This is a genomic window from Methylobacterium sp. E-066 (assembly GCF_022829635.1).
GTDB lineage: Bacteria > Pseudomonadota > Alphaproteobacteria > Rhizobiales > Beijerinckiaceae > Methylobacterium.
This window is the reverse complement of sequence record NZ_JAKSYO010000150.1, coordinates 24,188-49,816: the sequence shown is the minus strand read 5'-3', so window position 1 is coordinate 49,816 and position 25,629 is coordinate 24,188. Positions and strand designations below refer to the sequence as shown.

The following is a 25,629-nucleotide window of genomic DNA, read 5'->3' as shown; positions in this document are numbered from 1 at the left end:
CTCGCGAATTCCTTAACCGGAGACCGGGTGAGACCGCACGGGCGGCAAGCCCTCAGCGCCGACCGCCCCCACCGGGTGGCCCCCCGAAACCGCCTGGGCCTCCGGGGCCGCCGCCAGGACCACCGAAGCCTCCAGGCCCACCCAAGCCCCCGGGACCGCCCGCCGGTGCTCCCGGGAACGTGCCGGGGCCGCCCGGCGCGCCTCCGAAGGGACCGCCGCGCGGCGCCCCGAACCCGCCGTGGCCGTCCGCGCCCGGGATGCCGCCTGCGCCGGGGCGGGTGTCGATCGTCGGGCCGTGGGGGCCGCCGAGGCCGCCGAAGGGGCTCTGGCGGTTGCCGGGCTCGGCGCCGAGGCGACCGGGCATCTCCGGCAGGTCGGGCAGCTTCTGCAGGTCGAGGCGATCGCGCTCCCGCTCGAACCGCGGCGCGTCCGGCCGGGGCGGCTCCGGGGCGATCCGGTCCTCGACCCGGAGCCGCTCCAGGGTGAGCACGCCGTTAGGCGCGATGTCGGCGGTGAGCACGCCACGCACGCTGCCCTGGCGCGGCACACGCAGCCCCGCATAGCCCGACACGGCAAGCCCCGAGCCGAGATCGAGGCCGGTGCCGGCGCGACCGATATAGGCCTCGATCGACACCCGCTTGAGGCCCGGCGGGAACGGCAGCCCGACCTGGGCGGCGTTGGTCACGCTGAGGACTCCGAGCTCGGTCACGCCGGTCACCAAGGCGCGCTGGCCCGGGGGCAGGGCGTCGGCGCCCTTCAGGCGCAGGCCGCCGATGGCGAGGCCGCCGCCCGCGTCGCGACGCACCGGCCCGGCGACGCGGTCGGGCCCGGAGGTCCGCGTCTCGATCAGGCTCGCCACGATCACGCCGTCGGGGCGGCGCAGGCCGCTCACCGCCACCCGGCTGCCCGCCTGCCAGTCACCCGTGAGGCTGGCGGTATCGACCCGCTGGCCGAGCACGATCATCCGCCCCGGGGCGGTGGATTCGACCTTCCCGACCACTTCGCTGGTCACGTCGATGCGGCGTGTGCCGAGGCCGCCCCGTTCCGGCCGGGCGACCACGTGCACGACCTGCCCGATCTTCAGGTCCGCCGCCTTGGCGGGTTCCCCGTCGATCTGCACCGCGACTTCTGGCGGATAGGCGATGCGCAGGTCGTTGACGAAAATCGAGCCGAACCGGCGGATCGTGCCGATCACCCCGGTGCCGCCGATGCCGCGGTCGCCCTCGCCGAGGGGGCCGTCCTTCGGCTCCTCGATCATTTTCATGCCGGTGCCGCCGATGCCCTGATCGGGGGGACTCTCCTGCGGCCGGGCAATGCCCGGCAGCAGGGTGGCGGCGCCCGCGAGCAGACGCAGGACGAACCGGCGGTTCGGAGAGGATCGCACCGGCCGGCCTCTCAACGCCCGTCCGCGGGCCGGGCCGGCGGCGCGGCCTCGGCGTAGACGTAGAGGCCGAAATTCCAGCGGTATTCGCCGCCGGGATCGGTCTGGCAGGCGGCATGCGCCTCCCGGTTGGCCTGATGCAGGGCCTCCATGGCGATCTCGCGCGCCCGCGCTTCGAGCTTGGCCGCGAGTTCCTTGGACAGCCCATCGTAATGCACGGCGCGCTCCAGGAAGCGCGGCGTGTCGCCGACGATGTTGGCCACGCTCGCCGCGATGTGGTCGTGCAGGTTGCGACCGAAATAATAGAGCTGCGGTTCGGCCGAACCGTCCCCGCGCGGCACGTAGGCGGCTTCCGCCAGCACGATCCGATCCTGCGCGTCCAGGAAGGCGAGCCCGCGGTCGAGCCACTCGTCGAGCACCGCCCGGGGGCGCAGGTCGCGGGTCACCCCGGAGACCAGGGCCTCGAAGGACGGCGCGCCCGCATCGGCGGTGCGCGGCAGCGGCAGGGGCTGGCCCTGCGGATCGGTAAACGCCGGGTCGGCGATCCAGCGGGCGATGATCCGGCTTGTGCGCGAGACCACGGCCGGCACGACGCTCACCGGCGCCCCGGCCCCGCGCAGGCGCCGGACCTCCTTGCGGTGGATGCCGGTTAGCAGGGAGACGCGGCTGTCGGTCTGCTCCTTCCCGGGCAGGGCGAAGTCGTACTCGGCTACGTTCACGTAGAGCTCGCGCAGCAGATCGGTGAGCGCCGGAAAGGTGATGCCGCGGGCCACGAGCAGGCGGACCAGCGGCCGCAGCAGCCGCGCGAGCGGCGCGTGCAGGCCGGCGCCCTCCAGTTTGGTGTCGGTGCTCTCGGACATGGCGGCATCGTTAGCGAATGTGTCGTGGGAGACAATCCCACGGCGTGCGCATGCACACGCCGGAGCGGCGATTTCGGATTGACGTGGGAATTTTGCACACGTAACTCGGATGCGTGGTCAAATTTCCCACAGCGACGACGGAGCCCGGGACGATGCGAGCCGACATGCGCAGACTGGTGGTCGAAGCCCTGCCGCCCCTCACGCTCCCCACAACTGCGCCCTGCCGGACCCGGCAGACCAACCCCATGCCGCGGCTGAAGCGCCTCCTGTGCGTGCTCGCCGCCCTCGCACTGCCCGCCCTCGGCATCACCGTCGCGGACACGGTCCACCGTGCCGGCGAAACGAGAGCGTCGCAGGCCGCCGCCCCGGCCATCCCCCCAGACGGGGCGGCGGCAGCCTCCGGTCCCGTCACGCTCGCTCGCGCGGACAGGACCGCCGCGCTGACTCTGATCGCAGCGGAGGCGCGGTCGTGAGCGCGATGGTCCCGGCGGTGGGTGATGATACCCGGCAGACGCCCACCTGCGGAGGCGCGCCGATCCTCGATCTCGCGCTCTGCCTGATCCTGTCCGTGACGGTCGTCGGCCTGCTGCTCCTGGCCCTCTGACCCACGGCACGGTCGCAGGTTGGTCGGAGCGGCAGAGGACAACCACCGTCCCGTCGTATTACCGTGCCGGCAAACAGAATTCGCGGCCCGTGCCGATCCTGATCGATGAAGAGTGCCGACTCTGTGCAATATTCGTAACTGCCGATCTTGACGATATCGTCGCGTTCGGTCGCTATGCAGGGCGTTCGGCTTCGCGAATCCGTCTGCCGGTCGGGATCTCCGCGGCGCACCGGTGATGTGGCCGCCGAATGCCGCGTCGGTAGCGCCGCGGCGTCAGGAGGATCCCCGACGCAGGATTGGCCATGAACGCTTCCAGGCTCAACCCCATCGCGGCGGCTCTGCTCGCCCTCGGATTCGGCGTCTCCACCGCGACGGCGCAGGAGATTGTGCCGCCCGGGCCATCCGGGCAGGGCGCCCTCCTGATCTACGGCAATTTCTGCGGGCCCGGGAGCCGCGGCCCGGGCTATCCGCCGATCGACGCCCTGGACCGGGCCTGCGCGCACCACGATGCCTGCTGGCCCGATCCCGCCTCGGGCCGGCTGCCGGCTTGCGCCTGCAACCGACGCCTCCAGGTCGAGGCGGTCGTGGTCGCCCGAGACCCGCGCGCGCCGGCCGAGACCCGGCAGACGGCGCGGTTCATCTCCGACTTCGCCACGACGCTGCCCTGCGAGGACGCCTCCGCGCAGGCGCGTTGATTAGGCGTCGACGGGATCAGGCGGCGTCGGCCGGGCTCGCCGCCGCCTTGGGGCCGCCCTTGGCGACGCCGACCAGGGCCGGGCGCAGCACGCGCTCGCCGATCACGTAGCCGGTCTGCACGACCTGCACGACGGTGCCGGCCGGGACATCGGGGTTCGGCACCTCGAACATGGCCTGGTGCCGGTTCGGATCGAACTTCTGGCCCTGCGGCTCGACCGGCTTCACCCCGTGGCGCTCCAGGGTCTTGGCCAGGTCGCGCTCGGTCAGCTCGATCCCGTCGATCAGGCCCTTGAAGGCGCCGTCCGCGGCGGCCTTCGCGTCGGCCGGGACGCTGTCGAGGGCGCGGTGGATGTTGTCGGCCACGTTGAGTACGTCGCGGGCGAAGTTAGTGACCGCGTAGGCGCGGGCATCCGCGATCTCCCGCTCGGTCCGGCGGCGCAGGTTCTCCATCTCGGCCAGCGTGCGCAGCATCCGGTCCTTCAGCTCGTCGCGCTCGGCGGTCAGCAGGGCCAGGGCCTCGGCGACCGGATCGACGGACGGCGTCTCGGCGGCCTTGCCGCCCGACGCGGTCTCCTGGGCCGCGCTGGAACCGGCCTCGACCGTGGTCTGGCGCTGGTCATCCTGGGACATGTCGTTGCTCGTCATCGCGTTTCAGTCGTCAGTAGGGATAGGTGGGGGCAATCAGATTCGGCGCTGATATCTGACCCGGGGCGGCCGAAATCAACCCGTACGCTCACGCCTCGCGCGGCGGCGGCGCGGCGACCAGGGCCTCCAGCCCCTCGGCCCGGAGGGCGGCGACGTCGCCTGCGAACACGTCCAGCATCGCCTTGCGGATCGCCGCCTGCCGGTCGGGCTGCGTCACCCGGGTGCCAGTGAGGTCGGTGACGTAGAAGACGTCCACCGCGCGCTCGCCGAAGGTGGCGACATGCGCCGAGGTGATGTTGAGCGACAGCCGCCCGAACGCCGTGGTCAGCTCGTAGAGCAGGCCCGGCCGGTCGAGGCCGGTCACCTCCACCACGGTCTCGCGGGAGGACAGGGCGTTGTCGATCCCGACATCCGGCGGCACCAGGAAGGTCTTGGCCCGGGCGCTGGTCGGCGGGTGCTTGTCGGCCACGAGGTCAGCGATGCGAATCTCGCCCTTCAGGGAGCGCTCGATCGCGGCCGTGATGCGCTTGCTCCGGCGCAGCTCGTCCTCGTCGCGCTCGAAGGCCCGGGAGATGAAGATCGTATCGAGGGCGAAGCCGTCGGTCGTGGTGAAGATCTGCGCGTCGACGATGTTGCTGCCGGCCGCCGCGCAGGCCCCGGTGATGATCGCGAGCAGGCGGGGGTGGTCGGGCGAGTAGATCGTGATCTCGGTCACCCCGCGCACCGGATCGAGGGCCACGTCGGTGGCGCTGGTGCGGCCCTCGCTGAGCACGTCGCGCAGGAAGACCGCGTTCTTGAGCTGGCGGGTGCCGTCGACCTTCAGCCAATACGCCTGGCCGTGGCGCCCCGCATAGGCGTCGAACTCGTCCGATCCCCAGCCGGGCAGCTGCTCGCGCAGGCTCATCTGGACGAGGCGTACCCGGTCGGTGCGGGCGATCTCCGAATGGCCGCCCGAGAGGAACACCTCGGTCTCGTCGTAGAGGGTGCGGACCAGGGTGCCCTTCCAGGCGGTCCAGACCCCGGGGCCGACCGCGGTGATGTCGGCGACCGTCAGGATGGTCAGGAGCTTCAGCCGCTCCAGGCTCTGCACCACCGAGGCGAAGCGCTCGATCGTCTTGGCGTCAGACAGGTCGCGGCTCTGCGCGGTCATCGACATCAGCAGGTGATGCTCGACCAGCCAAGTCACGGTCTCGGTCTCGGCCTCGGTGAGGCCGAAGCGCGGGCAGAGCCTTTCGGCGATCGCAGCCCCGGCGATCGAGTGGTCCTCGGGCCGGCCCTTGGCGATGTCGTGCAGCAGGATCGCCACGTAGAGCGCCGTGCGGTTGTGGACCGTGTGGATCAGGCGCGAGACCAGTGGATAGGCCTCGTCGACGCGGCCCGACTCGATCGCCGCCAGCACCCCGACGGTGCGCAGCAGGTGCTCGTCCACCGTGAAGTGGTGGTACATGTTGAACTGCATCATCGCGACGATGCGGCCGAAATCCGGGATGAAGCGGCCGAGCACGCCGGCCTCGTTCATCTCGCGCAGGGCCTCCTCGGGGGCATTGCGCGAGGTCAGGATCTCGAGGAACAGCCGGTTGGCCTCGGTGTCCGACCGCAGGGTCGGGGTGATCAGGCGTCGCGACCGGTTCGCCAGCCGCTTGGCGTCCGGGTGGATCGCCAGGTTGTGCCGGTCGGCCAGCCAGAACAGGCGGATCAGGTTGACCGGATCGCGCTCGAACGCGTCCTCGGCGCGCAGGTTCACCCGGCCGTGGTCGATCCAGAAGTCCTCGGCCTCGATGGCGGTGGCGCGGAACCGGTCGCGGAACCGGCCGATCCAGCGGTCAAGCACCGGCGTGCGCTTGGCATGGCGCGCCTCCAGCTCGGCGCAGACGATGGCGGTGAGGTCGCCGACATCCTTGGCGACGCGGAAATAGGCCTTCATGAAGCGCTCGACCCCGGACAGGCCGCCGCGCGCCTCGTAGCCGAAGCGCTCGGCGATCCGCGGCTGCAGGCCGAAGGACAGCCGCTCCTCCGACCGCTTGGTGACGAAGTGCATGTGGCAGCGGACCCGCCACAGGAACTCGTCGCAGCGCTCGAACAGCGCGTATTCCTCCTGCGTGAACAGGCCGGCGCCGACGAGTTCCATCTGGTCGCGCACCCGGTAGGTGTATTTGGCGATCCAGAACAGCGTGTTCAGGTCGCGCAGGCCGCCCTTGCCGTCCTTGACGTTGGGCTCGACCAGATAGCGCGAGGAGCCGGCCTTCGAGACCCGGGCGTCGCGCTCGCGCAGCTTGGCGTCCACGAATTCGGCGGCCGAGCCGACCACCAGCTCGGCATCGAAGCGCGTCACCAGCTCCTCGAACAGGATCCGCGTGCCGAACAGGTAGCGCGCTTCCAGGAGCGCGGTGCGGATCGTCATGTCGGCCTTGGCCTCGCGGAGGCATTCCTCCACGGAGCGGGTGGCGTGGCCGACCTTCAGCTTCAGATCCCACAGGACGTAGAGCATCCCCTCGACGACGCTCTCGGACCAGGCGGTCTGCTTGTAGGGCAGCAGGAACAGCAGATCGATGTCGGAGCCGGGCGCCATCGTGCCCCGGCCGTAGCCGCCGGTGGCGACCACGGCGAGCTGCTCGCCGGTCGACGGGTTGTCGTTGGGGTAGAGCTGACGCACCACGGCGTCGTGGATCGTCCGCACCACGGCGTCGGTCAGCTCCGACAGGGCCTGTGCGCAACGGAGGCCATTGCGGTCCTCGAGCAGTTGCGCCTCCGCGGCGCGGTGGCCCTCCTCGATGACCCGGCGCAGCTCGGGCACGAGCGCAGCGCGGAGCTTGGTCGGCTCGCGGGCTTCGCGGTCGAGGTTTTCAAGGACCGTTTCGAGGGCGGCGACGGGATCGAACATGCCTCCCGTTAGCATGATATGCCTACGCCGCCAGCCGTGCGGTGATGCGCCGCGCACAGCGGTTCCTCTGGCCCGGATGCCCGCTCGTAGCCAGGAGGGCACCTGGGCCACGGTCCGATGCTTCTGCGCGGACGGGCGCCATCACTCCGCGGCCGGCAGGTTGAGGGCCAGGAGCCGGCCGGTGCGCGATCGGGTGGTCACGCCGGGGGTAGAACCCTCGGCCCGCCGCCTGGCATCGGCGATGGCGGCGTGGACGCCGTCCACCGCCAGGATCAGGGCGCTCACCGTCCGGGCGTCGATGCTGCGCTCCCGGGCGTAGCAGACGACATCGGCCACGAGCCCGTCGGTCTCGATCGCGATTTCGTCGAGTTCGGCCGTGCTGGTGGCGGCCCGCACCTCGCGCATGATGTCGAGCAGGCGGTCGAGCACGATGTCGATGCGCTCCCGGCGCTTGCGGGCCAGCCGCTGGCCGATCCAGGCGATGCCGGAGCCGATCGTGCCGCCGAAGAAGGCGAGCAGGTAGATGTAATCCTCATAGCGATCGAGGAAGGTCTGCTGCTCGCGCTCGAAATAGTCGACGGCGCCGGGATGGTTCGGCAGGCGCGCCGAGGTCGCCGCGACCGTGGTGTCGAAATCCGGCGCCTTCATCAGCTTGGCGGCGGGAGCCGCCGCGGCGAGCCGCGAGCGCCACTCGAACAGGTGCTGCGTTGCCGAGGCGATCGCGACCCGGCTGACCGAGCCCCGCGCCATCAGGCGATAGGACGCCCCGACGGTGCGGACATCTTCGTCCGGGCGCTTCGGGCGGCCGCCGAAGGTCCCGGCCGGGATCGTCACCGCCTGCAATTCCGGAAAGCGCTGCAGGATCGCGTCCCCGTCCGGGATCGACACGAAGCCGATCTTGCGGTCGGGGGAGCCCAGCTCGATGGCGCGCACCACCGCGCCGGCGGTCTTCGAGGCGGGGCTCGCGATCACCGCCACCGCGTCGACGCGCTTTTCGGCAAGCGCCGCCGTGACGTCGCCGATCTTCAGCGGCACCACCTGCACGTGGCCGGCCGCGATCTCCGTCTCACCGGCCGCGTGGCTTCCCTCCGGCTGATCTTCAGCCGGGCTGTCCGGCAAAAGATCGTAGAAGGAGAGCAGGTTCGTCAGGAACGGCAGATCGGCGCCGTGGCGCACGACGATGCCGAGGCGCTTGCGCGCGAGCGCCGGAACGTCCTCGATCTCGGCCCCCTCCGGCGCCGCGATCACCAGGGCCTCGTCGTGCAGGATTGCCAGGGTCAGGCCGTTCTCGGGCAGGAACACGTCGGGCCGCACCACCGCGAGGTCGGCGCGGTTCCGCTGGAGCGCCAGGGCGCTGTCGCGCACGTCGCTGAAGCGGACGACCCGGAGCCGGACATCCTCGCGGCTCCGGTCGAGGGCGTTGGCATAGGCCTCGATCAGGGTGGCCTCGGCCCCGTCCTGGGGGCCGACCGCCACCGTGAGGGTGGTCGGGCGCGACAGATAGACGATGCCGGCCGCGACCGCGGCCAGCCCGAGGGCGACCAGAACGAGGAGCCACTCGCGGCGCATCAGGATCGTCGCCGCGACGCGCAGGCGTCGCCGCCACGGGCCGTGGGTGAGATCGGGCGAAGGACTATGCTCCGGACCATGGCCGAGCCTGTCGCGTTGCGCGCGTTCCATCCCCACGTCATGGAACGCAAACCTGTCGAGATCGTGAAGAACCGGTGAAACCACCAAACGTTGCAGAATCCGGGCCAGGAACCCGCACTACGGAGCGTCGGCCGCCCGGCCCGGTCAGCGCGGCCTGGCTGCAGCGTGTCGCGCTCTACTACCTGGAGCGCTACAGCGCCTCGACCGAGATGCTGCGCCGGACCCTGAGCCGGCGCGTCGACAAGCGCGCCCGTCTGCGCGGCGAGGATCCGTCCGCCTTCGCCGAGATGATCGCCGCCACCGTGGCGCGGGCGGTCTCGGCCGGCCTGGTGGACGATGTCCGCTTCGCCGATACCCGGCTCGCCACGCTGCGCCGGCGCGGCACGTCGAGCCGGGGCGCCGCGGCGAAGCTCGCCGCCAAGGGGGTGCCCCGCGACGTGGTCGAGGCCACGATGCGGGCCGAGCGCGAGGCGATCCCTGAGGCGGAGGCCGCCGATATCGAGTTGCAGGCGGCCCGCGCCTACGCCAAGCGGCGACGCCTCGGCACGCATCGCCGGCCCGACACGCGGGAGCTCTACCGCGACCGCGACCTCGGCGCCCTGGCCCGGGCCGGCTTTTCCTATGACCTCGCCCGCCGGGTGGTCGATGCCGACCCGGACGAGGTGGAGTGATCGATCAGGCCCGAGCCTTCGGCCGCTTCGGCGCTCGGCCGTCCGCGCTTCGGCAGCAGACGGAAGACCTCCGGCACCGCACTCGCCGGTCGCAGTTCGGCCAGTTCCGCGTCGGTCATCACGGGATTGTCGCAGACCGCATCCCAATCGTCCTGCGTGTAGCCGGGATCTGGGCGATCCGGTGATTGCGCTGTGTCCTGCATGGGCGCCTCCTTGGCGGAATCGTGCGCGAAGTACTGTTTACCCCGGGGTGCGGCATCGCGGACGGGGGCCGGGCGCGGGTCGGTCTTGCCTCTTCGGGCGTGTCGTTCATTGTCTGTTCGATGGATGAAACCCTGGCCAAGAAACTGCGCATCCTGGCCGATGCCGCCAAGTACGATGCCTCCTGCGCCTCCTCGGCGGCGCCGAAGCGCGCGGCCGGCAAGGATGGGCTGGGCTCAACCACCGGGGCGGGCATCTGCCACGCCTACACGCCGGACGGGCGCTGCGTCTCGCTGCTGAAGATCCTGTTGACCAACTGGTGCCTGTTCGACTGCGCCTATTGCATCAACCGGCGATCCTCGAACGTGCGGCGGGCGAAGTTTACCGTCGAGGAGGTCGTGAACCTCACCCTCAACTTCTACCGGCGCAACTACATCGAGGGCCTGTTCCTGTCGTCCGGCATCATCAAGTCGCCCGACCACACCATGGAGCTGCTGACCCGGGTGGCGAAGTCGCTCCGGCGCGACCATGGCTTTGCCGGCTACATCCATCTCAAGTCGATCCCCGAGGCGAGCCCCTGGCTGATCGAGGAGGCCGGCCTCTACGCCGACCGGCTCTCGATCAACGTCGAATTGCCCACCGAGGCGAGCCTGGAGCGCCTCGCCCCCGAGAAGGACGGCGCCGCGATCCAGAACGCCATGGCGCAGATCGGCGAGCGCATCGTCGAGGCCAAAGCCGAGAAGCGGCGCTTCTCCCCGGCGGGGCACTCGACCCAGGTGATCGTCGGGGCCGATGCCACCACCGACGAGGCCCTGATCCGCAAGAGCGCGCATCTCTACGGCAGCGTCGGCCTGAAGCGGGTCTATTACTCGGCCTTCAGCCCGATCCCGGACGGCTCGGCGATCCTGCCGCCGAAGCCGCCGCCCCTCCAGCGCGAGCACCGGCTATACCAGGCCGATTGGCTGTTGCGGTACTACGAATTCACCCCCGACGAAGTCGCCGACGCCTCTGAGGGTGGCATGCTCGCCCTCGACATCGACCCCAAGCTCGCCTGGGCGCTCAAGCACCGCGAAAAGTTTCCCGTGGACGTGAACAAGGCCGACCGGGAATGGCTGCTGCGGGTGCCGGGCCTCGGGGCCAAGGCGGTCGATAAGATCATCACGGCGCGCCGCCACGCGACCCTGCGCCTCGACGACGTCGCCCGGCTGACCTCGGGGCTGAAGCGGGCGCGCCCGTTCCTGATCGCCGCCGATCACCGCCCGGTCGGGCTCACCGACCGGCTCGACTTGCGCGAACGCCTGGTCGAGCCAGCGCGGCAGCTGAGCCTGTTTTGATGAAGGCCGGAACCGCGATTTTCCCTCCCCCCTCTGCGGGGGAGGGTGGCCCGCGAAGCGGGTCGGGAGAGGGGAGCGACGATTCCAGACAGTGCGCTACGATTGCCCCATCCACGAACGTCGCGCTGCCCCTCTCCCGACCCTCGCTGACGCGAGGCCCACCCTCCCACGCAATGGGGGGAGGGGATGCGCGTCGGCCGCAGAGCATCCTCCTGCGTCCGGGTGCCGATCTCACCGGCTTCCGCGATGCCGCGCGCCGCCTCGTCGCGCAGGGCGTCCCCCCCGAGGCGGTGGCGTGGTCGGTGACGGATTCGCCCGGTCTGTTCGGCGCCGAGTCGGTTCAGGCTGCAAGCGCACCGCTCGCCCTGCCCAAAGCCGTCGCCGGCCTGATCCCCCAGGTGATCCCGCACCGCGATCCCGAGCGCTACGGCCTGCTCTACGCCCTGATCTGGCGGGTCTGCCAGGGCGAGCGGCACCTGATGGAGGTCGGCAGCGATCCGCTGGTCCATCGCCTGCACCGGATGGCGAAGGCGATCGGGCGCGACCTGCACAAGATGCACGCGTTCCTGCGCTTCCGCCGCGCCGAGGATTCGGGCGGCGAGCATTTCGTGGCGTGGTTCGAGCCCGACCATCACATCCTGGAGGCGGCCGCGCCGTTCTTCGTCGCGCGCTTTCGCGGCATGCGCTGGTCGATCCTGACGCCCGACGGCTCGGCGCATTGGGATACGGACACCTTGACCTACGGCCCACCCGGGGACCGGGCGGCGCTGCCCGAGGGCGACGGCTTCGAGGCCGGCTGGCAGACCTACTACGAGAGCACGTTCAACCCGGCCCGCACCAATCTCCGGGCGATGCGGGCGGAGATGCCCAAAAAATACTGGCGCAACATGCCCGAGACCGCCGCGATCCCCGCCCTCGTCCGGGCGGCGGCGGGGCGGACCGAAGCCATGATCGAGAGGGAGCCGACCTTGCCCACACGCCGCGAACCCGCCCGCGCCGTCGCCGCCATGGCCGACCAGGATCCGAAGACCCTCGACGAGCTGAACGCGATCATCAAGCGGACCGAGCCGCTGGTCCCGGGCGCCACGCAGGCCGTGCTCGGCGAGGGGCCGGTCGGCGCGACCATCGCCTTCGTCGGCGAGCAGCCGGGCGACCAGGAGGACCGGCAGGGCCGACCCTTCGTCGGGCCGGCGGGGCAATTGCTCTCGCGGGCCATGGCGGAGGCCGGGATCGACCGGGGGGCGAGCTACCTCACGAACGCGGTCAAGCATTTCAAGTTCGAGGAGCGCGGCAAGCGCCGCATCCACCAGAAGCCCACGGCCGGGGAGGTCAGCCACTACCGCTGGTGGCTCGACCGGGAGCTCGACTTCGTGGCCCCGAAGCTTGTGGTCGCGCTCGGCGCCACCGCCGTGCTGGCGCTCACCGGCAAGGCGGTTCCGATCACGCGGGGGCGCGGCCCGTTCCGGTTCGATCGGCTCGACAACCGCTTCCAGGGCTTCATCACCGTCCACCCGTCCTACCTGCTGCGCCTGCCCGACGAGGCCAAGGCGGAGGCCTACGCGGCCTTCGTGGACGACCTGCGCCGGGTGGAGGAGATCGGGCGCGAATTGGCCGCGTGATCGACCATCGCTGCTGTGCCTCGCCAACCTGGTGTGTATGCGGATATCGGGGCTGGCGCCCTATCGCCCAGTTTCTGTTAACCTGCTGCCGATCGCATCCGCCCGGCCCCTCTGCCATGGACAGCCACGACGCCCTCGCCATCCTGCGTGCCAACGAGGCGGAGTTGCGCCGCCGCGGCGTCCGACACGCGGCTCTGTTCGGCTCCGTCGCCCGCGGCGAGGCCCGGTCTGACAGCGACCTCGATGTGATGATCGAGATCGACCCGGAGCGGGTACGTGACCTGTTCACCTATGTGGGCCTGTGCCGGTTCATTGACGACCTGTTCCCGGTTCCGGTCGACGTGGCGGACCGCCAGGGCCTCAAGGAACGCGTCCGGAAGAGGGCCGAGCGCGATGCCGTTTCAGCCTTCTGAGCGGGCGCTGGACGCGTGCGAGGACATCATCGTCAACGCCCGGTCCGCCGAGCATTTCGTTGCGGGGATGACTTTCGAGGCGTTCGAGGCGGATCTGCGAACCAACTATGCCGTGGTTCGCTGCCTGGAAATCATCTCGGAAGCGAGCCGCCGTCTGACGGACGAGATGCGGGCGCGGCACCCGAACGTGCCGTGGCGCGACATCGCAGACGCGGGCAACGTCTACCGTCACGGCTATCACCGGGTCATGCTGGACAACGTCTGGCGGACCGTTCACGAGCGCTTGGCCGACCTCGTTGCGGCCTGCCGGGCCGAGCTGGACCGCGCGCCCGAGCCCTGATCGCCCCGAGACGCCTTCGCCCATGACTGTCGAGCGCCCATGACCGTCGAGACCGCCGCCGCAAGTCCCAAAAAAGTCGGCCCGGGCGATCAGGTGATCCTGGTCGATGGCTCCTCGTTCATCTTCCGGGCCTATTTTCAGTCGATCAACCAGGACCAGAAGTACAATTCGCGGCCCTCTGACGGCTTGCCCACCGGCGCCGTGCGGCTGTTCTGCACCAAGATCGCGCAGTTCATCCAGGAGGGGGCCGCCGGCACGATGCCGACCCATCTCGGCATCGTCTTCGACAAGTCCGAGGGCTCGTTCCGCAAGGAGATGTTCCCGGACTACAAGGGCCACCGCCCGGACGCGCCCGACGACCTGAAGCGGCAGATGCCGCTGATGCGCGACGCGGTGCGGGCCTTCGGCCTGCACGCGGTGGAGCTGGAGCGCTACGAGGCCGACGACCTGATCGCCACCTACACCCGGCAGGCGGAGGCAAGGGGCGCCGGCGTCATCATCGTCTCCTCCGACAAGGACCTGATGCAGCTCGTCGGGCCGCTGGTCCGGTTCTACGATTTCGAATCCGGCGCCAAGGGCAAGGCCGGCTACCGGCCCGAGCGCAACCTCGATGTCGAGGCGATCATCGCCAAGTGGGAGGGGCTGCAGCCCAACCAGATCGGCGACGCGCTGGCGCTGATCGGCGACACCTCCGACAACGTCCCCGGCGTGCCCGGCATCGGCCTGAAGACCGCCGCGGCCCTGATCAAGGAGTTCGGCAGCCTCGAGGCGCTGCTGGAGCGGGCCGGCGAGATCAAGCAGCCCAAGCGCCGGGAGACCCTGCTGGCCAATGTCGATCAAGCCAAGCTGTCGCGCAAGCTGGTGGCTCTGGTGGAGGACGTGCCGGTCCCGGTCGACCTGGACAACCTGCGCGTCCCCGAGCCCGACCCGCAAAAGCTCGTCGGCTTCCTGAAGGCGATGGAGTTCAACACCCTGACCCGCCGCATCGCTCAGATGCTGCATGTCGACCCCGAGGCGGTGAAGCCGGATCCGGCGCTGCTGCCGGGCGCCAAGCCCCATGGTTCCAGCAACGGCGCCGGCGGCAGCGATGCAGTGCCGTTCTTTGGCGATTCCGTGCCGCCGGACCCGGAGACCGCGGCGGCCGGCGCTGAGCGGCCCCCGGGCGCCGCCCCGCCCGAGGGCAGTGAGGTCGATCCCTTCGCCGATCTCGACCTGCCGGACGCGCCGGCCAAGCCCCGGGCGCCGATCGAGGCGACGCCGGGCAACGTGGTCGCCGCACGCGCCGCGGAGGCGGTGGCGCCGTTCGACACCGCCGCCTACGAGACCGTCGCGTCCCTGGAGCAGCTCGACGCCTGGATCGCCGAGGCCGAGGAGGCCGGGGTGGTCGCAGTCGATACCGAGACCGACGCCCTCGACGCGCACAAGGCCGGGCTGGTCGGCGTCTCCCTGGCCACCGCCACCGGCCGGGCCTGCTACATCCCGCTGGCCCATATCCAGGCCGCGAAGGTGCAGGCCGATTCCACCGACCTGTTCGGCGAGGGCGCGGCGGCTTCCGACGTGGCCGAGCCGGTGCCGGGCCAGATCCCCCTCGACGCCGCCATCGCCCGGCTGAAGCCGCTCCTCGAGAATCCCGGGGTGCTGAAGGTCGGCCAGAACCTGAAATACGATTGGGTCGTGCTCGCCCGCTACGGCATCGAGATCGCGCCGTTCGACGACACGATGCTGATCTCCTACGTGCTCGATGCCGGCAAGGGCGGCCACGGCATGGACGAGCTGGCCCGCCGCCATCTCGGCCACCAGCCGATCACGTTCTCCGATGTGGCCGGTACGGGCCGGAACAAGGTCAGCTTCGACCGGGTCGCCATCGACAAGGCCACGGCCTACGCGGCCGAGGATGCGGACGTCACTTTGCGCCTGTGGCGGATGATGAAGCCGCGCCTCGTCGCCGAGCGGCGCGTGGCCGTCTACGAGACCCTGGAGCGGCCGCTCCTGCCGGTGATCGCCCGGATGGAGCAGCGCGGCATCCGGGTCGACCGCGAGATGCTGAGCCGGCTCTCGGGCGATTTCTCGCAGATCCTGGTCCGCCTGGAGGAAGAGATCCAGGAGGATGCCGGCGAGAAATTTTCGGTCGGCTCGCCCAAGCAGATCGGCGACATCCTGTTCGGGAAGATGGGCCTGCCGGGGGCGAAGAAGACGCCCTCTGGCCAGTGGGCGACGCCCGCGACCCTTCTCGAAGAACTGGCCCAGGCCGGGCATCCCCTCCCCAAGAAAATCCTGGAGTGGCGCCAGCTCTCGAAGCTGAAATCCACCTACACGGATTCGCTCCAGACCCATGCCGACCGGGAGACGGCCCGGGTCCACACCTCGTTCTCGCTGGCGGCGACCACGACGGGCCGCCTGTCCTCCTCCGAGCCGAACCTCCAAAATATCCCGATCCGCACCGAGGAGGGCCGCCGCATCCGCCGCGCCTTCGTGGCCGCGCCGGGCAACCGGCTGATCTCAGCGGATTACTCGCAGATCGAATTGCGGCTCCTCGCCCACATGGCCGACATCCCGGAGCTGCGCAAAGCGTTCGAGGACGGCATCGACATCCATGCGGCGACCGCCTCGGCGATGTTCGGCGTGTCGCTCAAGGACATGACCCCGGACCTGCGGCGCCGGGCCAAGACCATCAATTTCGGCATCATCTACGGCATCTCGGCCTTCGGGCTGGCCGACCGGCTCGGCATCGGCCGGGAGGAGGCGTCGGCGTTCATCAAGCAGTATTTCGAGCAGTTCCCGGGCATCCGCGACTACATCGACACCACCAAAAAGATCTGCCGGGACAAGGGCTACGTCACGACGCTGTTCGGCCGGGTCTGCCACTATCCGCAGATCCGCTCCAACAACCCCTCCGAGCGCGCCAGCGTCGAGCGCCAGGCGATCAACGCCCCGATCCAGGGCTCGGCCGCCGACATCATCCGCCGGGCCATGTCCCGGATCGAGGGGGCGCTCACCGCCCAAAAACTCAACGTCAGCATGCTGCTGCAGGTGCACGACGAGCTGGTCTTCGAGGCCGCCGAGGATGAGGTCGAGCGCGCGATCCCGATTATTTCCAGCGTGATGGAGGAGGCCCCGGCGCCGGCTCTGACGCTGCGGGTGCCGCTGGTGGTGGAGGCCAAGGCGGCGGGGAATTGGCAAGAGGCGCATTGACAGCGTTCGCCGGCGCGATCCGGGGGCTCAACCCCTCGTCGCGCCGCGAATGCGGCGGCTACGGGCAGCATCGCAGGACGTCGCTGATGAACGCGTCCTTGGCGGCCCGGTACAGCGTCATCGGGTGATCATGGTGGGCGCGCTTCAGCGCATTGTAGCGGGCCACCAGTTCGGGATCAGCGCGCAGGGCCGCGGCGAAACGGTGGAAGACGTCTAAGGGCCCGCCTTTGACGGTGAGCTGGATCCCGAGATGCGGCATCCGGCCGGCATCCTCGAAGGCTGCGAAGTCATCGGTGCGGACTGAACCGTCGTTGCGCGCGAAGCGTGCCGCGAGGCAGCTTTCCGCGGCGGCGAAGTCCTGGCCCTCGACCCGGACCACGATATCGAGATCCCCTTTGGTCAAGCAGCCCGGTATGGCCGTGGCGCCGACGTGCAGGATCTCCGTCGCGGCCGGCAGGACCGGCTCAAGTGTGCGGCGGACGACCGCGAACAACTGTTCCGCGGCTGCGCGGGCCGCGCCATCGTCTTCGATCAGGCGGAAGCGCTGAGCATGGGGCATGGCGAGCGATCTTCTATTTAGGCTGCGCGGCCTTGGAAGTACGGTCGAAGACGGTCATACGCGGCATTAGCCATGATGCAGATCACAATCGCCCCGTGACCGACTCCCTGGCCTTCCTCTCCGGCGGCGGCGAGGCCGCGCGGCTGATTCTTGCGCGGGACTGGTCCGGCCATCCCCTCGGCCCCCCAAAAGCCTGGCCGGCGGAGTTTCGCGCCGCCCTGTCGCTGGTGCTCAACTCGCCGGAATCGATGATCCTGGCCTGGGGGCCGGATCTGCATTTCTTCTTCAACGACACCTACGTTCCCCTGCTCGGGCCGCGGCTGCCCTGGGCCATGGGCGCGCGGTTCGATGAGGTCTGGGCCGATGGCTGGGCACAGGCCAAGCCGATCATCGAGGCCGCCATGGATGGCCGGCCCGAACGGTTCATCGACCTGCCGTGGCGGCTCGACACCGACCGGGGCGCGCAGGACACGTGGTGGACCTTCTCGTATTCGCGCGTGCTCGACGCGGACGGCAAGGTCGTCGGGCTGTTCATCCTCACCAACGAGACCACCGGCCGCGTCCTGGCCGATGCCGCCCTCGCGGAGAGCCAAGCCCGGCTGGAGACGGCGCTCGCGGAGCTGCGCGACCTCAACGCCTCCCTGGCCCGGCAGGTCGAGGAGCGCACCGCCGACCGCAACGCCCTGTGGACCCTCTCCTCCGACATGATGCTGCGCTGCCTGTTCGACGGGACGATCACCGCGGTGAACCCGGCCTGGACGGAGGTGCTGGGCTGGCGCGCCGACGCGCTCGTCGGCACCAACCTGATCGACTTCGTCCATCCGGACGATCTCGATCGCACCGGCGAGGGCGCACGGCAGCTGTCCGAGGGCGGGAGCCTCGCGCGCTTCGACAACCGCTACCGCCACTGGGACGGCAGCTACCGCTGGATCACCTGGGCGGCCCGGCCCGGGGACGGGGTGATCAACGCGGTCGGGCGCGACTTCACCGGGGAGCGCGAGCGCGCCGACGCCCTGGCGGCCGCCGAGGAGGCCCTGCGCCAGTCGCAGAAGATGGAGGCGGTCGGCCAGCTCACTGGCGGCATCGCGCACGACTTCAACAACCTGCTGGCCGGCATCTCGGGCTCGCTGGAGCTGATCCAGACCCGGCTGGCCCAAGGCCGCGTCATGGATGTGGATCGCTACATCAATGCCGCCCAGGGCGCGTCGAAGCGCGCCGCCGCCCTCACGCACCGCCTGCTCGCCTTCTCCCGCCGGCAGACCCTCGACCCGAAACCCACCGACGTGAACCGGCTGGTGGCCGGCCTGGAGGAGCTGATCCGGCGCACGGTCGGCCCCGCCGTCACCGTCGCGGTGGCCGCCGATGCCGGCCTGTGGCCGGCCCTGGTCGACCCGCCGCAGCTCGAGAACGCGCTGCTCAACCTGTGCATCAACGCCCGGGACGCGATGCCGGAGGGCGGCCGGATCACGATCGAGACCGTCAACGCCACCTTCGACGCGCGCGAAGCCCGCCGCCTGGACATGCCGCCGGGGCAGTATCTCGTGCTGCGCGTCATCGATACCGGCACCGGCATGCCGCCGGAGATCGTCGCGAAGGTGTTCGAGCCGTTCTTCACCACGAAGCCGATCGGCCAGGGCACCGGCCTCGGCCTGTCGATGATCTACGGCTTCGCCCAGCAATCGGGTGGCGAGGTGCGGATCGTCTCGGAGGTCGGCCGGGGCACCCATGTCTGCCTCTACCTGCCCCGCCACCGCGGCGACGTGGCGGAGGAGGATCCACACGCCATCCCGGGGGCGCCGGCCCGGGCAGCGCCGGGGGAGACCGTGCTGGTGGTCGACGACGAGCCGACCGTGCGCATGCTGGTCACCGAGGTGCTGGAGGATCTGGGCTACACGGCGATCGAGGCGGCCGACAGCGTCGCCGGCCTCAAGGTGCTGCAATCCGACGTGCGCATCGACCTGCTGGTCAGCGATGTCGGGCTGCCCGGCGGCATGAACGGCCGGCAGATGGCCGAGGCCGGGCGGGCCACGCGCCCCGGCCTCAAGGTGCTGTTCATCACCGGCTACGCGGAGAACGCGGTGCTGGGCAACGGCCAGCTCGACCCCGGCATGCAGGTGATCACAAAACCGTTCGTGGTCGAGGTGCTGGGCGCGCGCATCCGCGAGATGATCGGAACGGCTTGACCGCGCGACCCGTCTTAGCCTGAACAGACGAAACGAACCAACCGGGAGGACAGGATGCGGGCGCTGCTGTGCACGAAGCTCGATGGGCCGGAGCATCTGGCGATCGTGGAGCGTCCCGATCCGGTGCCGGGCCCCGGGCAGGCCCTGGTGCGGATCCGGCTCGCCGCCCTCAATTTCTTCGACACGCTGATCGTCGCCGGCCGCTACCAGGTGAAGCCGCCGCTGCCGTTCTCGCCGGGCGGCGAGGGCGTCGGCGTGGTCGAGGCGCTGGGGGAGGGGGCCTCGGGCGTCGCCGTGGGCGATCGGGTGATCGTCCATGCCGGCCATGGCTGCTGCGCAGAGCTGATCGCCATCGACGCGGCGAAACTCACGCCTGTGCCGGAGGCCGTGCCGGACGCGCAGGCCGCGGGGCTCACCATCACCTACGGCACCTCGCTGCACGCGCTGGCCAACCGGGCGCAGGTGAAGCCGGGCGAGTGGCTCGCCGTGCTGGGCGCCTCCGGCGGCGTCGGCCTCGCCGCGGTGGAGCTCGGCCGCCTGATGGGGGCCCGGGTGATCGCCTGCGCCTCCTCGGAGGAAAAACTCGCGGTCGCCCGCGCCCACGGCGCCGAGGCCACCCTGGTCTACGATCCCACGACCCTGAAGGACGAACTGCGCCGGATCAGCGGCGGCGGGGTCGACGTGGTCTACGACGCGGTCGGCGGCGACTACGCCGAGCCGGCCCTGCGGGCGCTGGCCTGGCGCGGCCGCTACCTCGTCATCGGTTTCGCGGCCGGCGGCATCCCGCGCCTGCCGCTCAACCTGATGCTCCTGAAGGAGCTCGACGTGCAGGGCGTCCACTGGGGCGCCTTCCTCGACCGCGAGCCGGAGGCGCACCGGGCCGACCAGCGCCGGCTGCTCGCCTGGGTCGCCGAGGGCAAGCTCACCGCGCAGGTCCACGGCACCTACGAGCTCGCCGATTTCCCAGAGGCCTTCGGCCTGCTGACCCGCCGGGCGGCGGTGGGGAAGGTGCTGCTGCGGCCGTGATCCGGCAGGCCGTCGCGGCGATCGCCGGTTCTCTACTTCCAATTGGGCTCAAGGGAATCGTGTCAGGCTATAAAGCGAGCCTGCGAGGGAATTTGTTCGTCATGCCGTCTGTCGGTCACCGATTTTTTAAATCAAAGCGCTGTCTTTAAATCCATCTTGTCACGCTGGCGCGGTAATATCTTACGCAGTGACGCGGGGGTGGAGAGTGAGATGCGGTTCGGTCGCAGCATAACGGTCCGGTTGTTCCTGGTTTCGTGTATCGGTCTTGTTCTTCTGGTCGTAAATTCATTATGCAATATTGTAAGTATCAAAGACGTGCATGATTCGGCCCGGGAGATGCGGGACGTCTGGAACGTGAAGAATCACGAGCTGGACGAGCTGCAGTTCCTGGCGCTGCGGTACCACACCACGACGATCCGCAAGGTCATCGCCGAGGACAGCGCCGAAAACCGCGACCTGGACGCGGAATTTACCGAGATGGATGCGGCCATCCCGGAGAAATTCCAGCGGTATCGGTCGCATATCGGATCGCCGCGCGAGACCGGCCTGTGGAACGCGTTCGAGGCGCGGTGGCAGGCCTATCTGGCGTCCCGGGAGGCCATCGTCGCCGCGCTCAAGCGCGGTGACCGCACCGCAGCCCGCGACGCCATCGCGCCGGCCCGCGGCCCTCTGGTGGGCGCCTTCGGAGCGTTGGCGGATCTCGCCAAGGTCAATGCCGAGGGCACGCAGACCGCGACGAAGCGCGCCGAGGACGCCTACACCACCGCCTGGACGGTGACGGTCGCCGTTCTGATCGCGGGTTTGGCCGCGACGGCCGGAGCCTTCTGGCTGATCCTGCGGGGCGTCGCCCGCCCGATCCGCACCATGACGGACATCATGACCCGGCTGGCCGCGCAGGACCTGTCCGTCGCCGTTCCCTATGCCGAACGGCAGGACGAGATCGGCGCCATGGCGGCGTCCGTGCAGGTCTTCAAGGACGGCCTGATCCGGGCGCACGCCCTGGAGGCGGAGACCGCTCAGGCGCGGCAGGCCGCCGAGGAGCAGCGCAAGACCGGCATGCGCCAGATCGCCGACGCCTTCGAGGGCGCCGTGGGCGGCATCATCGGGACGGTCTCGGGGGCCGCCGCGGCGTTGCAGGCCACGGCCACCACCATGACCAGCACGGCTTCCGGCGCCGCCAGCCAGTCCCTGCGGGTGGCGAGCGCGGCCGAGCTCGCCGCCGCCAACGTCAACACCGCCGCCTCGGCTGCGGAGGAACTGGAAAGCTCAGTCCAGGAGATAGGCCGCCAGGTCTCGAACGCGGCGGCGCTGACCCAGGCCGCCGTCGAGGATGCCGCCTCGACCGCCCATCTGGTGCAGGAGCTGAGCGGCGCGGCGGCCCGGATCGGCGACGTGGTGACGATGATCACCACCATCGCCGGCCAGACCAACCTGCTGGCGCTCAACGCGACCATCGAGGCGGCGCGCGCCGGCGAGGCCGGGCGGGGCTTCGCCGTGGTGGCCGCGGAGGTGAAGGAGCTGGCGAGCCAGACCGCCAAGGCCACCGACGAGATCAGCGGCCATATTGGGCGGATCCAGGCCTCGACCGACGACGCGGTCACGGCGATCGGCCGCATCGGCGGGCGGATCCAGGAGATCAGCGCGGTGGCGACCTTGATCGCCGCCGCCGTCGAGGAGCAGGGGGCCGCGACCCAGGAGATCGCCCGCAACGTCACCGAGGCGGCCTCGAGCGCCGGCGAGGTGACGAGCAGCATCTCCGGGGTCGCAGGCGCCGCCAACGAGACCGGGGCGGCGGCCAGTCAGGTGCTCACCTCGGCCTCCGAGCTGTCGCTCCGGTCCGAGCATCTCCGGACCGAGGTGACCCACTTCCTCGCGACGGTGCGGGCGGCTTGAACGGGTCCGCTCAGAGCAGCTTGCGCTCCTTGGCCAGACCGACGAGGTCGGCCTGGGGGCGCGCGCCGATATGCTGGATGACCTCGGCGGCCGCCAGCGTCCCGAGGCGGGCGCTGGTGACGTTGTCGAGCCCGCGGGCATGACCGGCCAGGAACCCCGCGGCGAACAGGTCGCCGGCCCCGGTCGTGTCCAGCACCTCGCGCACCGGGCTCGCCTCGACCGACCGGACCTCGCCGCCCTGCACCACCAGGGCGCCGTCCGACGAGCGGGTGACCAGGCCGAGCAGATGCCGGCCACGGGCGTTGCGCTCGTCGCGGAGCGCGGCCACGGCGGCCTCGGGGTCGTCGGTCTGGTAGAGGCTCTGGAGCTCGCCGATATTGGCGAACAGGATGTCGACGCTGCCGTCGCGCACGAGCCCCAGGAACTCGTCCCGGTAGCGGCCGACGCAGAACGCGTCCGACAGGGTCAGCGCCACCGCGTTGCCGGCCTGGTGGGCGATCTGGACGGCCTTGCGGAACGCGTCCTTGGCAGCGGGCGGATCCCACAGATAGCCTTCGAGGTAGACCACCCGGGCCGAGGCCACGAGCGCCCGGTCCACGTCCTCGGGGTTCAGCCCCTGGCAGGCGCCGAGATAGGTGTTCATGGTGCGCTCGCCGTCCGGCGTCACCAGCACGAAGCAGCGGGCCGTGGCCGGCCCCTCGCTCGCCGGCGGCACCGAGAAGCCGACGCCGGTGGCCTTCAGGTCGTGGCCGAACAGGCCGCCGAGCTCGTCGTTGCGGACCTTGCCGACGAAGCTGGTCTTGGCGCCGAGCAAGGCCGCGCCAACTGCGGTGTTGGCCCCCGAGCCCCCCGAGACGATCGTGGCGGGGCCCATCGCGGCGAACAAAGCCTCCGCGCGCTCCTCGTCGATCAGCTGCATCGCGCCCTTGGTGACGCCTTGCGCGGCCAGGAAGGCGTCGTCCGTGCGGGCGATCACGTCGACGATGGCGTTGCCGAGCACGAGGAGATCGAGGGGTGTGGTCATCCGGGCGTCCTGATTCGCGGTTGCGCCGCTGTGACATCCGCCTCGGATCGGATCAAGCCGCGGGATCTCCTGGGGGCGGGAGATCGGCGAACAGCTCGGCGACGGACAGGCTCAGGCCGGGCGGGCTCAGGTCGAGGGCGCCCTCGCTGGCGATCCGGGTCGCGATCAGGCCATCGGCGCCGCGCGCATGGTGGATCACCAGGCGCTTGACCGGGTCGATCATCAGATAATGCGCGACGCTGGCGACGCTGAAATAGCCGGAGAGCTTGCGGCCGGAATCGACTGTGACCGTGCTGGGCGACAGCACCTCGATCACGAGGATAGGATTGCGGATCTCGATCGCGTCCGGGTCCGCACGCGCGCCGCAATAGACGAGGGCGTCGGGCTCGAAGACCGTCGTGTCGTCAATGCGCACGCTCATCCCGTCCGGCAGCGCGCGACAGGGAAGCCGCGTCCGGCTCAGAGCGGATCGGAGGGCGAGATAAGCCGAGGCCTTGACCTCCGCATGCCGAACCCGCTCCGGCGACATCGCGACAACTTGGCCTTCGACCAGCTCGTAGCGTCCCGGCTGGTCCTCGGCCCAGACCAGGAACTCGTCGACCGTCATCCGGGGCTTCGGCTGTGCGACCATGCCGTGAGGCTAGCACGATTCGGGCTTGCACGGAGGCGAGCCTCACCCCGCGATCTTCTCCAAAGCCACATCGCGGGTGCGAGGCCCCAGCAGCCCGACCAGCAGCCCCGCGGCCAGCATCGCCGCGGAGATGAACAAAAACACGCCCGGGGTGCCGGCCTCGCGCAGCACGAAGGCGATGACGAACCCCGTAAAAATCGCCGAGAAGCGGCTCCAGGAATAGACGAAGCCCACCGCCCGGGCCCGGATGCCGGTGGGGAACAGCTCGGCCTGGTAGGCGTGGAAGCTGTAGGACATCACGTTGGAGGCCAGCGTCAGGCCGATCCCGAGCGCGACGATCACCGACACGTCCCGGGTCTGCGCGAAGGCCAGCCCGCAGGCGATGTAGACCAGTGCCGCAGCCACGATGACGTGCTTGCGCTCGAACCGGTCGGCGATGGCAAGCCCGATCAGCGGCCCCACCGGTGCGGCGAGCGCGATCAGCGCCGTATAGGCGAGGCTCGACGTGATGGTGATGCCCTGCGCCACCAGCAGCGTCGGCACCCAGTTGGCGAAGCCGTAGAAGCCCACCGTCTGGAAGACGTTGAACCCGGCCATCATCAGCGCCCGGCGCCGATAGGGCGGCACCCACAAGTCGCCGTAGGCATCACGCCGCTGCACGGGTTCGGGGGTAGCGGGCGTCGGCAGGGGGCGGCCGTACTCGGCGGCGACCTGGCCTTCGAGGCGCCGCAGGACCGCGTCGGCTTCTGCCAGCCGCCCGCGCTCGACCAGCCAGCGCGGGCTCTCCGGCAGGCCGGCGCGCAGCCACCAGACCCCGATCGCCGCGGTGGCGCCGATCAGCACGACCCAGCGCCAACCGTCGATCCCCAGCGGCGCCGTCGGGATCAGCAGGTAGGACAGGAAGGCCACCACCGGCACGGCGGTGAAGCCGATACCCTGGCACAGGGCGAAAGCGCGGCCGCGGATCCCCTTCGGCACCAGCTCCGACAGGTAGCTGCCGATGGTCACCATCTCCAGGCCGAGCCCGATCCCGGCGATCAGCCGCCAGAGATTGAGCCCGAACGCCTCGGTCTGGCAGGCCATGACCACGTTGGCGGCGGTGTAGGACAGGAGCGACCACGTGAAGATCGCCCGGCGGCCGAACCGGTCGGCCAGCCAGCCGCAGACCAGGGTGCCGATGAACAGCCCGGTGAACAGGGCGGCCACGAAGCTCGCGACGCCGCTCGCGCCGAACAGCCCGGGGGTGGTCGGCGTGAGGATCCCGGCCTTCACGAGGCCCGGGGCGACGTAGCCGGTGAACAGCAGGTCGTAGAGCTCGAAGAAGAAGCCGAGGCCGAGCAAAGCCACGAAGCGCCAGATCGTGCGAGTCGGCGGCAGCCGGTCGAGGCGGGCCAGGATGGCACCGGGGTCCAGGGCGGGTCCGTCAGGCTGCGCGATCCGTGTCGTCGCCATCCGCGCGCGCCTCCCATACCGAGCATTGTCGCTTATGCGCTCGCCACTGCCTTGGAACTGTCACGCCTGCAAGGGTTCGTTGGTGCACCGGCAGGGCGAGCGTGTCCGAGCTGCGCCGGGATTGGCCGGTTCGGCTGGCGAAGGGCATCCCGGATAGCATACGACGCGATCCTCGAAGATCTTGGGCGGAGGCCGTTCGCCGGACGACGTTGCATCGGAGTTTCGAGGAGGCGGCGAGAGCGCGGGCCGGGCGCGACCCGGCTTTCCGAGCGGCGCTCCTGGCCGAGGCGATCGACCTCTTCCATGCAGGAGACGTCGAGGCCGGAAAGGCGCTGCTGCGCAACGGCTTCCTCGCAAGACAGGACCCGTCCGAG

Annotated in this window: 22 protein-coding genes; 12 read left to right on the top strand and 10 right to left on the bottom strand. The window is 70.3% G+C overall.

The features are described 5' to 3' along the window. Positions 1-52: 52 nt before the first annotated feature. Together MKL20_RS20845 and MKL20_RS20840 are read right to left on the bottom strand one after the other, a co-directional pair. Complete coding sequence (locus MKL20_RS20845; RefSeq protein WP_244038272.1) at positions 53-1,384, bottom strand: DUF5666 domain-containing protein; 1,332 nt, start codon at positions 1,382-1,384, stop codon at positions 53-55. An 11-nt stretch (positions 1,385-1,395) separates the two neighbouring features. Continuing rightward, positions 1,396-2,241, bottom strand: coding sequence for a DUF6502 family protein (locus tag MKL20_RS20840; protein WP_244038271.1), 846 nt, complete (start codon positions 2,239-2,241; stop codon positions 1,396-1,398). A 164-nt stretch (positions 2,242-2,405) separates the two neighbouring features. Between MKL20_RS20840 and MKL20_RS20835 the strand changes: the two genes are divergently transcribed. The 3 genes from MKL20_RS20835 to MKL20_RS20830 all read left to right on the top strand — a co-directional run bounded on the left by MKL20_RS20835 (position 2,406) and on the right by MKL20_RS20830 (position 3,540). Beyond that, the gene (locus tag MKL20_RS20835; RefSeq protein WP_244038270.1) at positions 2,406-2,714 is read left to right on the top strand and encodes a hypothetical protein; all 309 of its coding nucleotides are present in this window, start codon (positions 2,406-2,408) and stop codon (positions 2,712-2,714) included. Beyond that, complete coding sequence (locus MKL20_RS33045; protein WP_279594895.1) at positions 2,711-2,845, top strand: hypothetical protein; 135 nt, start codon at positions 2,711-2,713, stop codon at positions 2,843-2,845. Before MKL20_RS20835 ends, MKL20_RS33045 begins: the two co-directional genes overlap by 4 nt. A gap of 302 nt (positions 2,846-3,147) precedes the next feature. Beyond that, positions 3,148-3,540, top strand: a complete 393-nt coding sequence (locus MKL20_RS20830; RefSeq protein WP_244038269.1) for a hypothetical protein — start codon at positions 3,148-3,150, stop codon at positions 3,538-3,540. 16 nt (positions 3,541-3,556) lie between these two features. On the opposite strand, the gene grpE is transcribed toward MKL20_RS20830, so the two are convergent. The 3 genes from grpE to MKL20_RS20815 form a co-directional block, all read right to left on the bottom strand. Beyond that, positions 3,557-4,171 carry a nucleotide exchange factor GrpE gene (gene grpE / locus MKL20_RS20825; RefSeq protein WP_243963408.1) on the bottom strand — a complete coding sequence of 205 codons (615 nt, stop codon included), beginning with the start codon at positions 4,169-4,171 and terminating at the stop codon, positions 3,557-3,559. Positions 4,172-4,274: 103 nt separating this feature from the next. Next, positions 4,275-7,067, bottom strand: a complete 2,793-nt coding sequence (locus MKL20_RS20820; RefSeq protein WP_243963406.1) for a [protein-PII] uridylyltransferase — start codon at positions 7,065-7,067, stop codon at positions 4,275-4,277. 141 nt (positions 7,068-7,208) lie between these two features. Further along, on the bottom strand, positions 7,209-8,636 hold the full coding sequence (locus MKL20_RS20815; RefSeq protein WP_244038317.1) for a TAXI family TRAP transporter solute-binding subunit: 1,428 nt from the start codon (positions 8,634-8,636) through the stop codon (positions 7,209-7,211). Positions 8,637-8,791: 155 nt separating this feature from the next. Between MKL20_RS20815 and MKL20_RS20810 the strand changes: the two genes are divergently transcribed. After that, a complete protein-coding gene (locus MKL20_RS20810) occupies positions 8,792-9,388 on the top strand; it encodes a RecX family transcriptional regulator (RefSeq protein WP_244038268.1) in 597 nt (198 codons plus the stop codon). Here MKL20_RS20810 and MKL20_RS20805 read toward each other — a convergent pair. Next, a complete protein-coding gene (locus tag MKL20_RS20805; protein ID WP_244038267.1) occupies positions 9,337-9,591 on the bottom strand; it encodes a hypothetical protein in 255 nt (84 codons plus the stop codon). The two genes, MKL20_RS20810 and MKL20_RS20805, sit on opposite strands and share 52 nt — an antisense overlap. A gap of 120 nt (positions 9,592-9,711) precedes the next feature. Between MKL20_RS20805 and MKL20_RS20800 the strand changes: the two genes are divergently transcribed. The 5 genes from MKL20_RS20800 (at position 9,712) to polA (ending at position 16,487) form a co-directional block, all read left to right on the top strand. Continuing rightward, positions 9,712-10,923, top strand: coding sequence for a putative DNA modification/repair radical SAM protein (locus MKL20_RS20800; protein WP_244038266.1), 1,212 nt, complete (start codon positions 9,712-9,714; stop codon positions 10,921-10,923). A gap of 173 nt (positions 10,924-11,096) precedes the next feature. Further along, positions 11,097-12,542 (top strand): UdgX family uracil-DNA binding protein, encoded by a 1,446-nt coding sequence (locus tag MKL20_RS20795; protein WP_244038265.1) that lies wholly within the window; start codon positions 11,097-11,099, stop codon positions 12,540-12,542. A 116-nt stretch (positions 12,543-12,658) separates the two neighbouring features. Beyond that, positions 12,659-12,955: a nucleotidyltransferase family protein gene (locus MKL20_RS20790; protein ID WP_244038264.1), complete on the top strand. Its 297-nt coding sequence runs from the start codon at positions 12,659-12,661 to the stop codon at positions 12,953-12,955. Continuing rightward, entirely contained in the window at positions 12,936-13,295 is a 360-nt protein-coding gene (locus MKL20_RS20785; RefSeq protein WP_244038263.1) for a DUF86 domain-containing protein, read from the top strand. The genes MKL20_RS20790 and MKL20_RS20785 overlap by 20 nt, the downstream gene beginning before the upstream one ends. A gap of 39 nt (positions 13,296-13,334) precedes the next feature. Beyond that, positions 13,335-16,487, top strand: coding sequence for a DNA polymerase I (gene polA / locus MKL20_RS20780; protein WP_244038262.1), 3,153 nt, complete (start codon positions 13,335-13,337; stop codon positions 16,485-16,487). A gap of 58 nt (positions 16,488-16,545) precedes the next feature. On the opposite strand, the gene MKL20_RS20775 is transcribed toward polA, so the two are convergent. Beyond that, the gene (locus MKL20_RS20775; protein ID WP_244038261.1) at positions 16,546-17,046 is read right to left on the bottom strand and encodes a GrpB family protein; all 501 of its coding nucleotides are present in this window, start codon (positions 17,044-17,046) and stop codon (positions 16,546-16,548) included. 95 nt (positions 17,047-17,141) lie between these two features. Between MKL20_RS20775 and MKL20_RS20770 the strand changes: the two genes are divergently transcribed. The 3 genes from MKL20_RS20770 (at position 17,142) to MKL20_RS20760 (ending at position 22,148) form a co-directional block, all read left to right on the top strand. After that, the gene (locus MKL20_RS20770; protein ID WP_244038260.1) at positions 17,142-19,229 is read left to right on the top strand and encodes an ATP-binding protein; all 2,088 of its coding nucleotides are present in this window, start codon (positions 17,142-17,144) and stop codon (positions 19,227-19,229) included. Positions 19,230-19,283: 54 nt separating this feature from the next. Continuing rightward, the gene (locus tag MKL20_RS20765; protein WP_244038259.1) at positions 19,284-20,255 is read left to right on the top strand and encodes an NADPH:quinone oxidoreductase family protein; all 972 of its coding nucleotides are present in this window, start codon (positions 19,284-19,286) and stop codon (positions 20,253-20,255) included. A 210-nt stretch (positions 20,256-20,465) separates the two neighbouring features. Next, complete coding sequence (locus MKL20_RS20760) at positions 20,466-22,148, top strand: methyl-accepting chemotaxis protein (protein ID WP_244038258.1); 1,683 nt, start codon at positions 20,466-20,468, stop codon at positions 22,146-22,148. A gap of 10 nt (positions 22,149-22,158) precedes the next feature. Here MKL20_RS20760 and MKL20_RS20755 read toward each other — a convergent pair whose 3' ends face one another. The 3 genes from MKL20_RS20755 to MKL20_RS20745 all read right to left on the bottom strand — a co-directional run bounded on the left by MKL20_RS20755 (position 22,159) and on the right by MKL20_RS20745 (position 25,255). Further along, entirely contained in the window at positions 22,159-23,172 is a 1,014-nt protein-coding gene (locus MKL20_RS20755) for an adenosine kinase (protein ID WP_244038257.1), read from the bottom strand. A 52-nt stretch (positions 23,173-23,224) separates the two neighbouring features. After that, on the bottom strand, positions 23,225-23,779 hold the full coding sequence (locus MKL20_RS20750; RefSeq protein WP_244038256.1) for a Uma2 family endonuclease: 555 nt from the start codon (positions 23,777-23,779) through the stop codon (positions 23,225-23,227). A 66-nt stretch (positions 23,780-23,845) separates the two neighbouring features. Further along, entirely contained in the window at positions 23,846-25,255 is a 1,410-nt protein-coding gene (locus tag MKL20_RS20745) for an MFS transporter (protein ID WP_244038255.1), read from the bottom strand. Positions 25,256-25,629 lie beyond the last annotated feature (374 nt).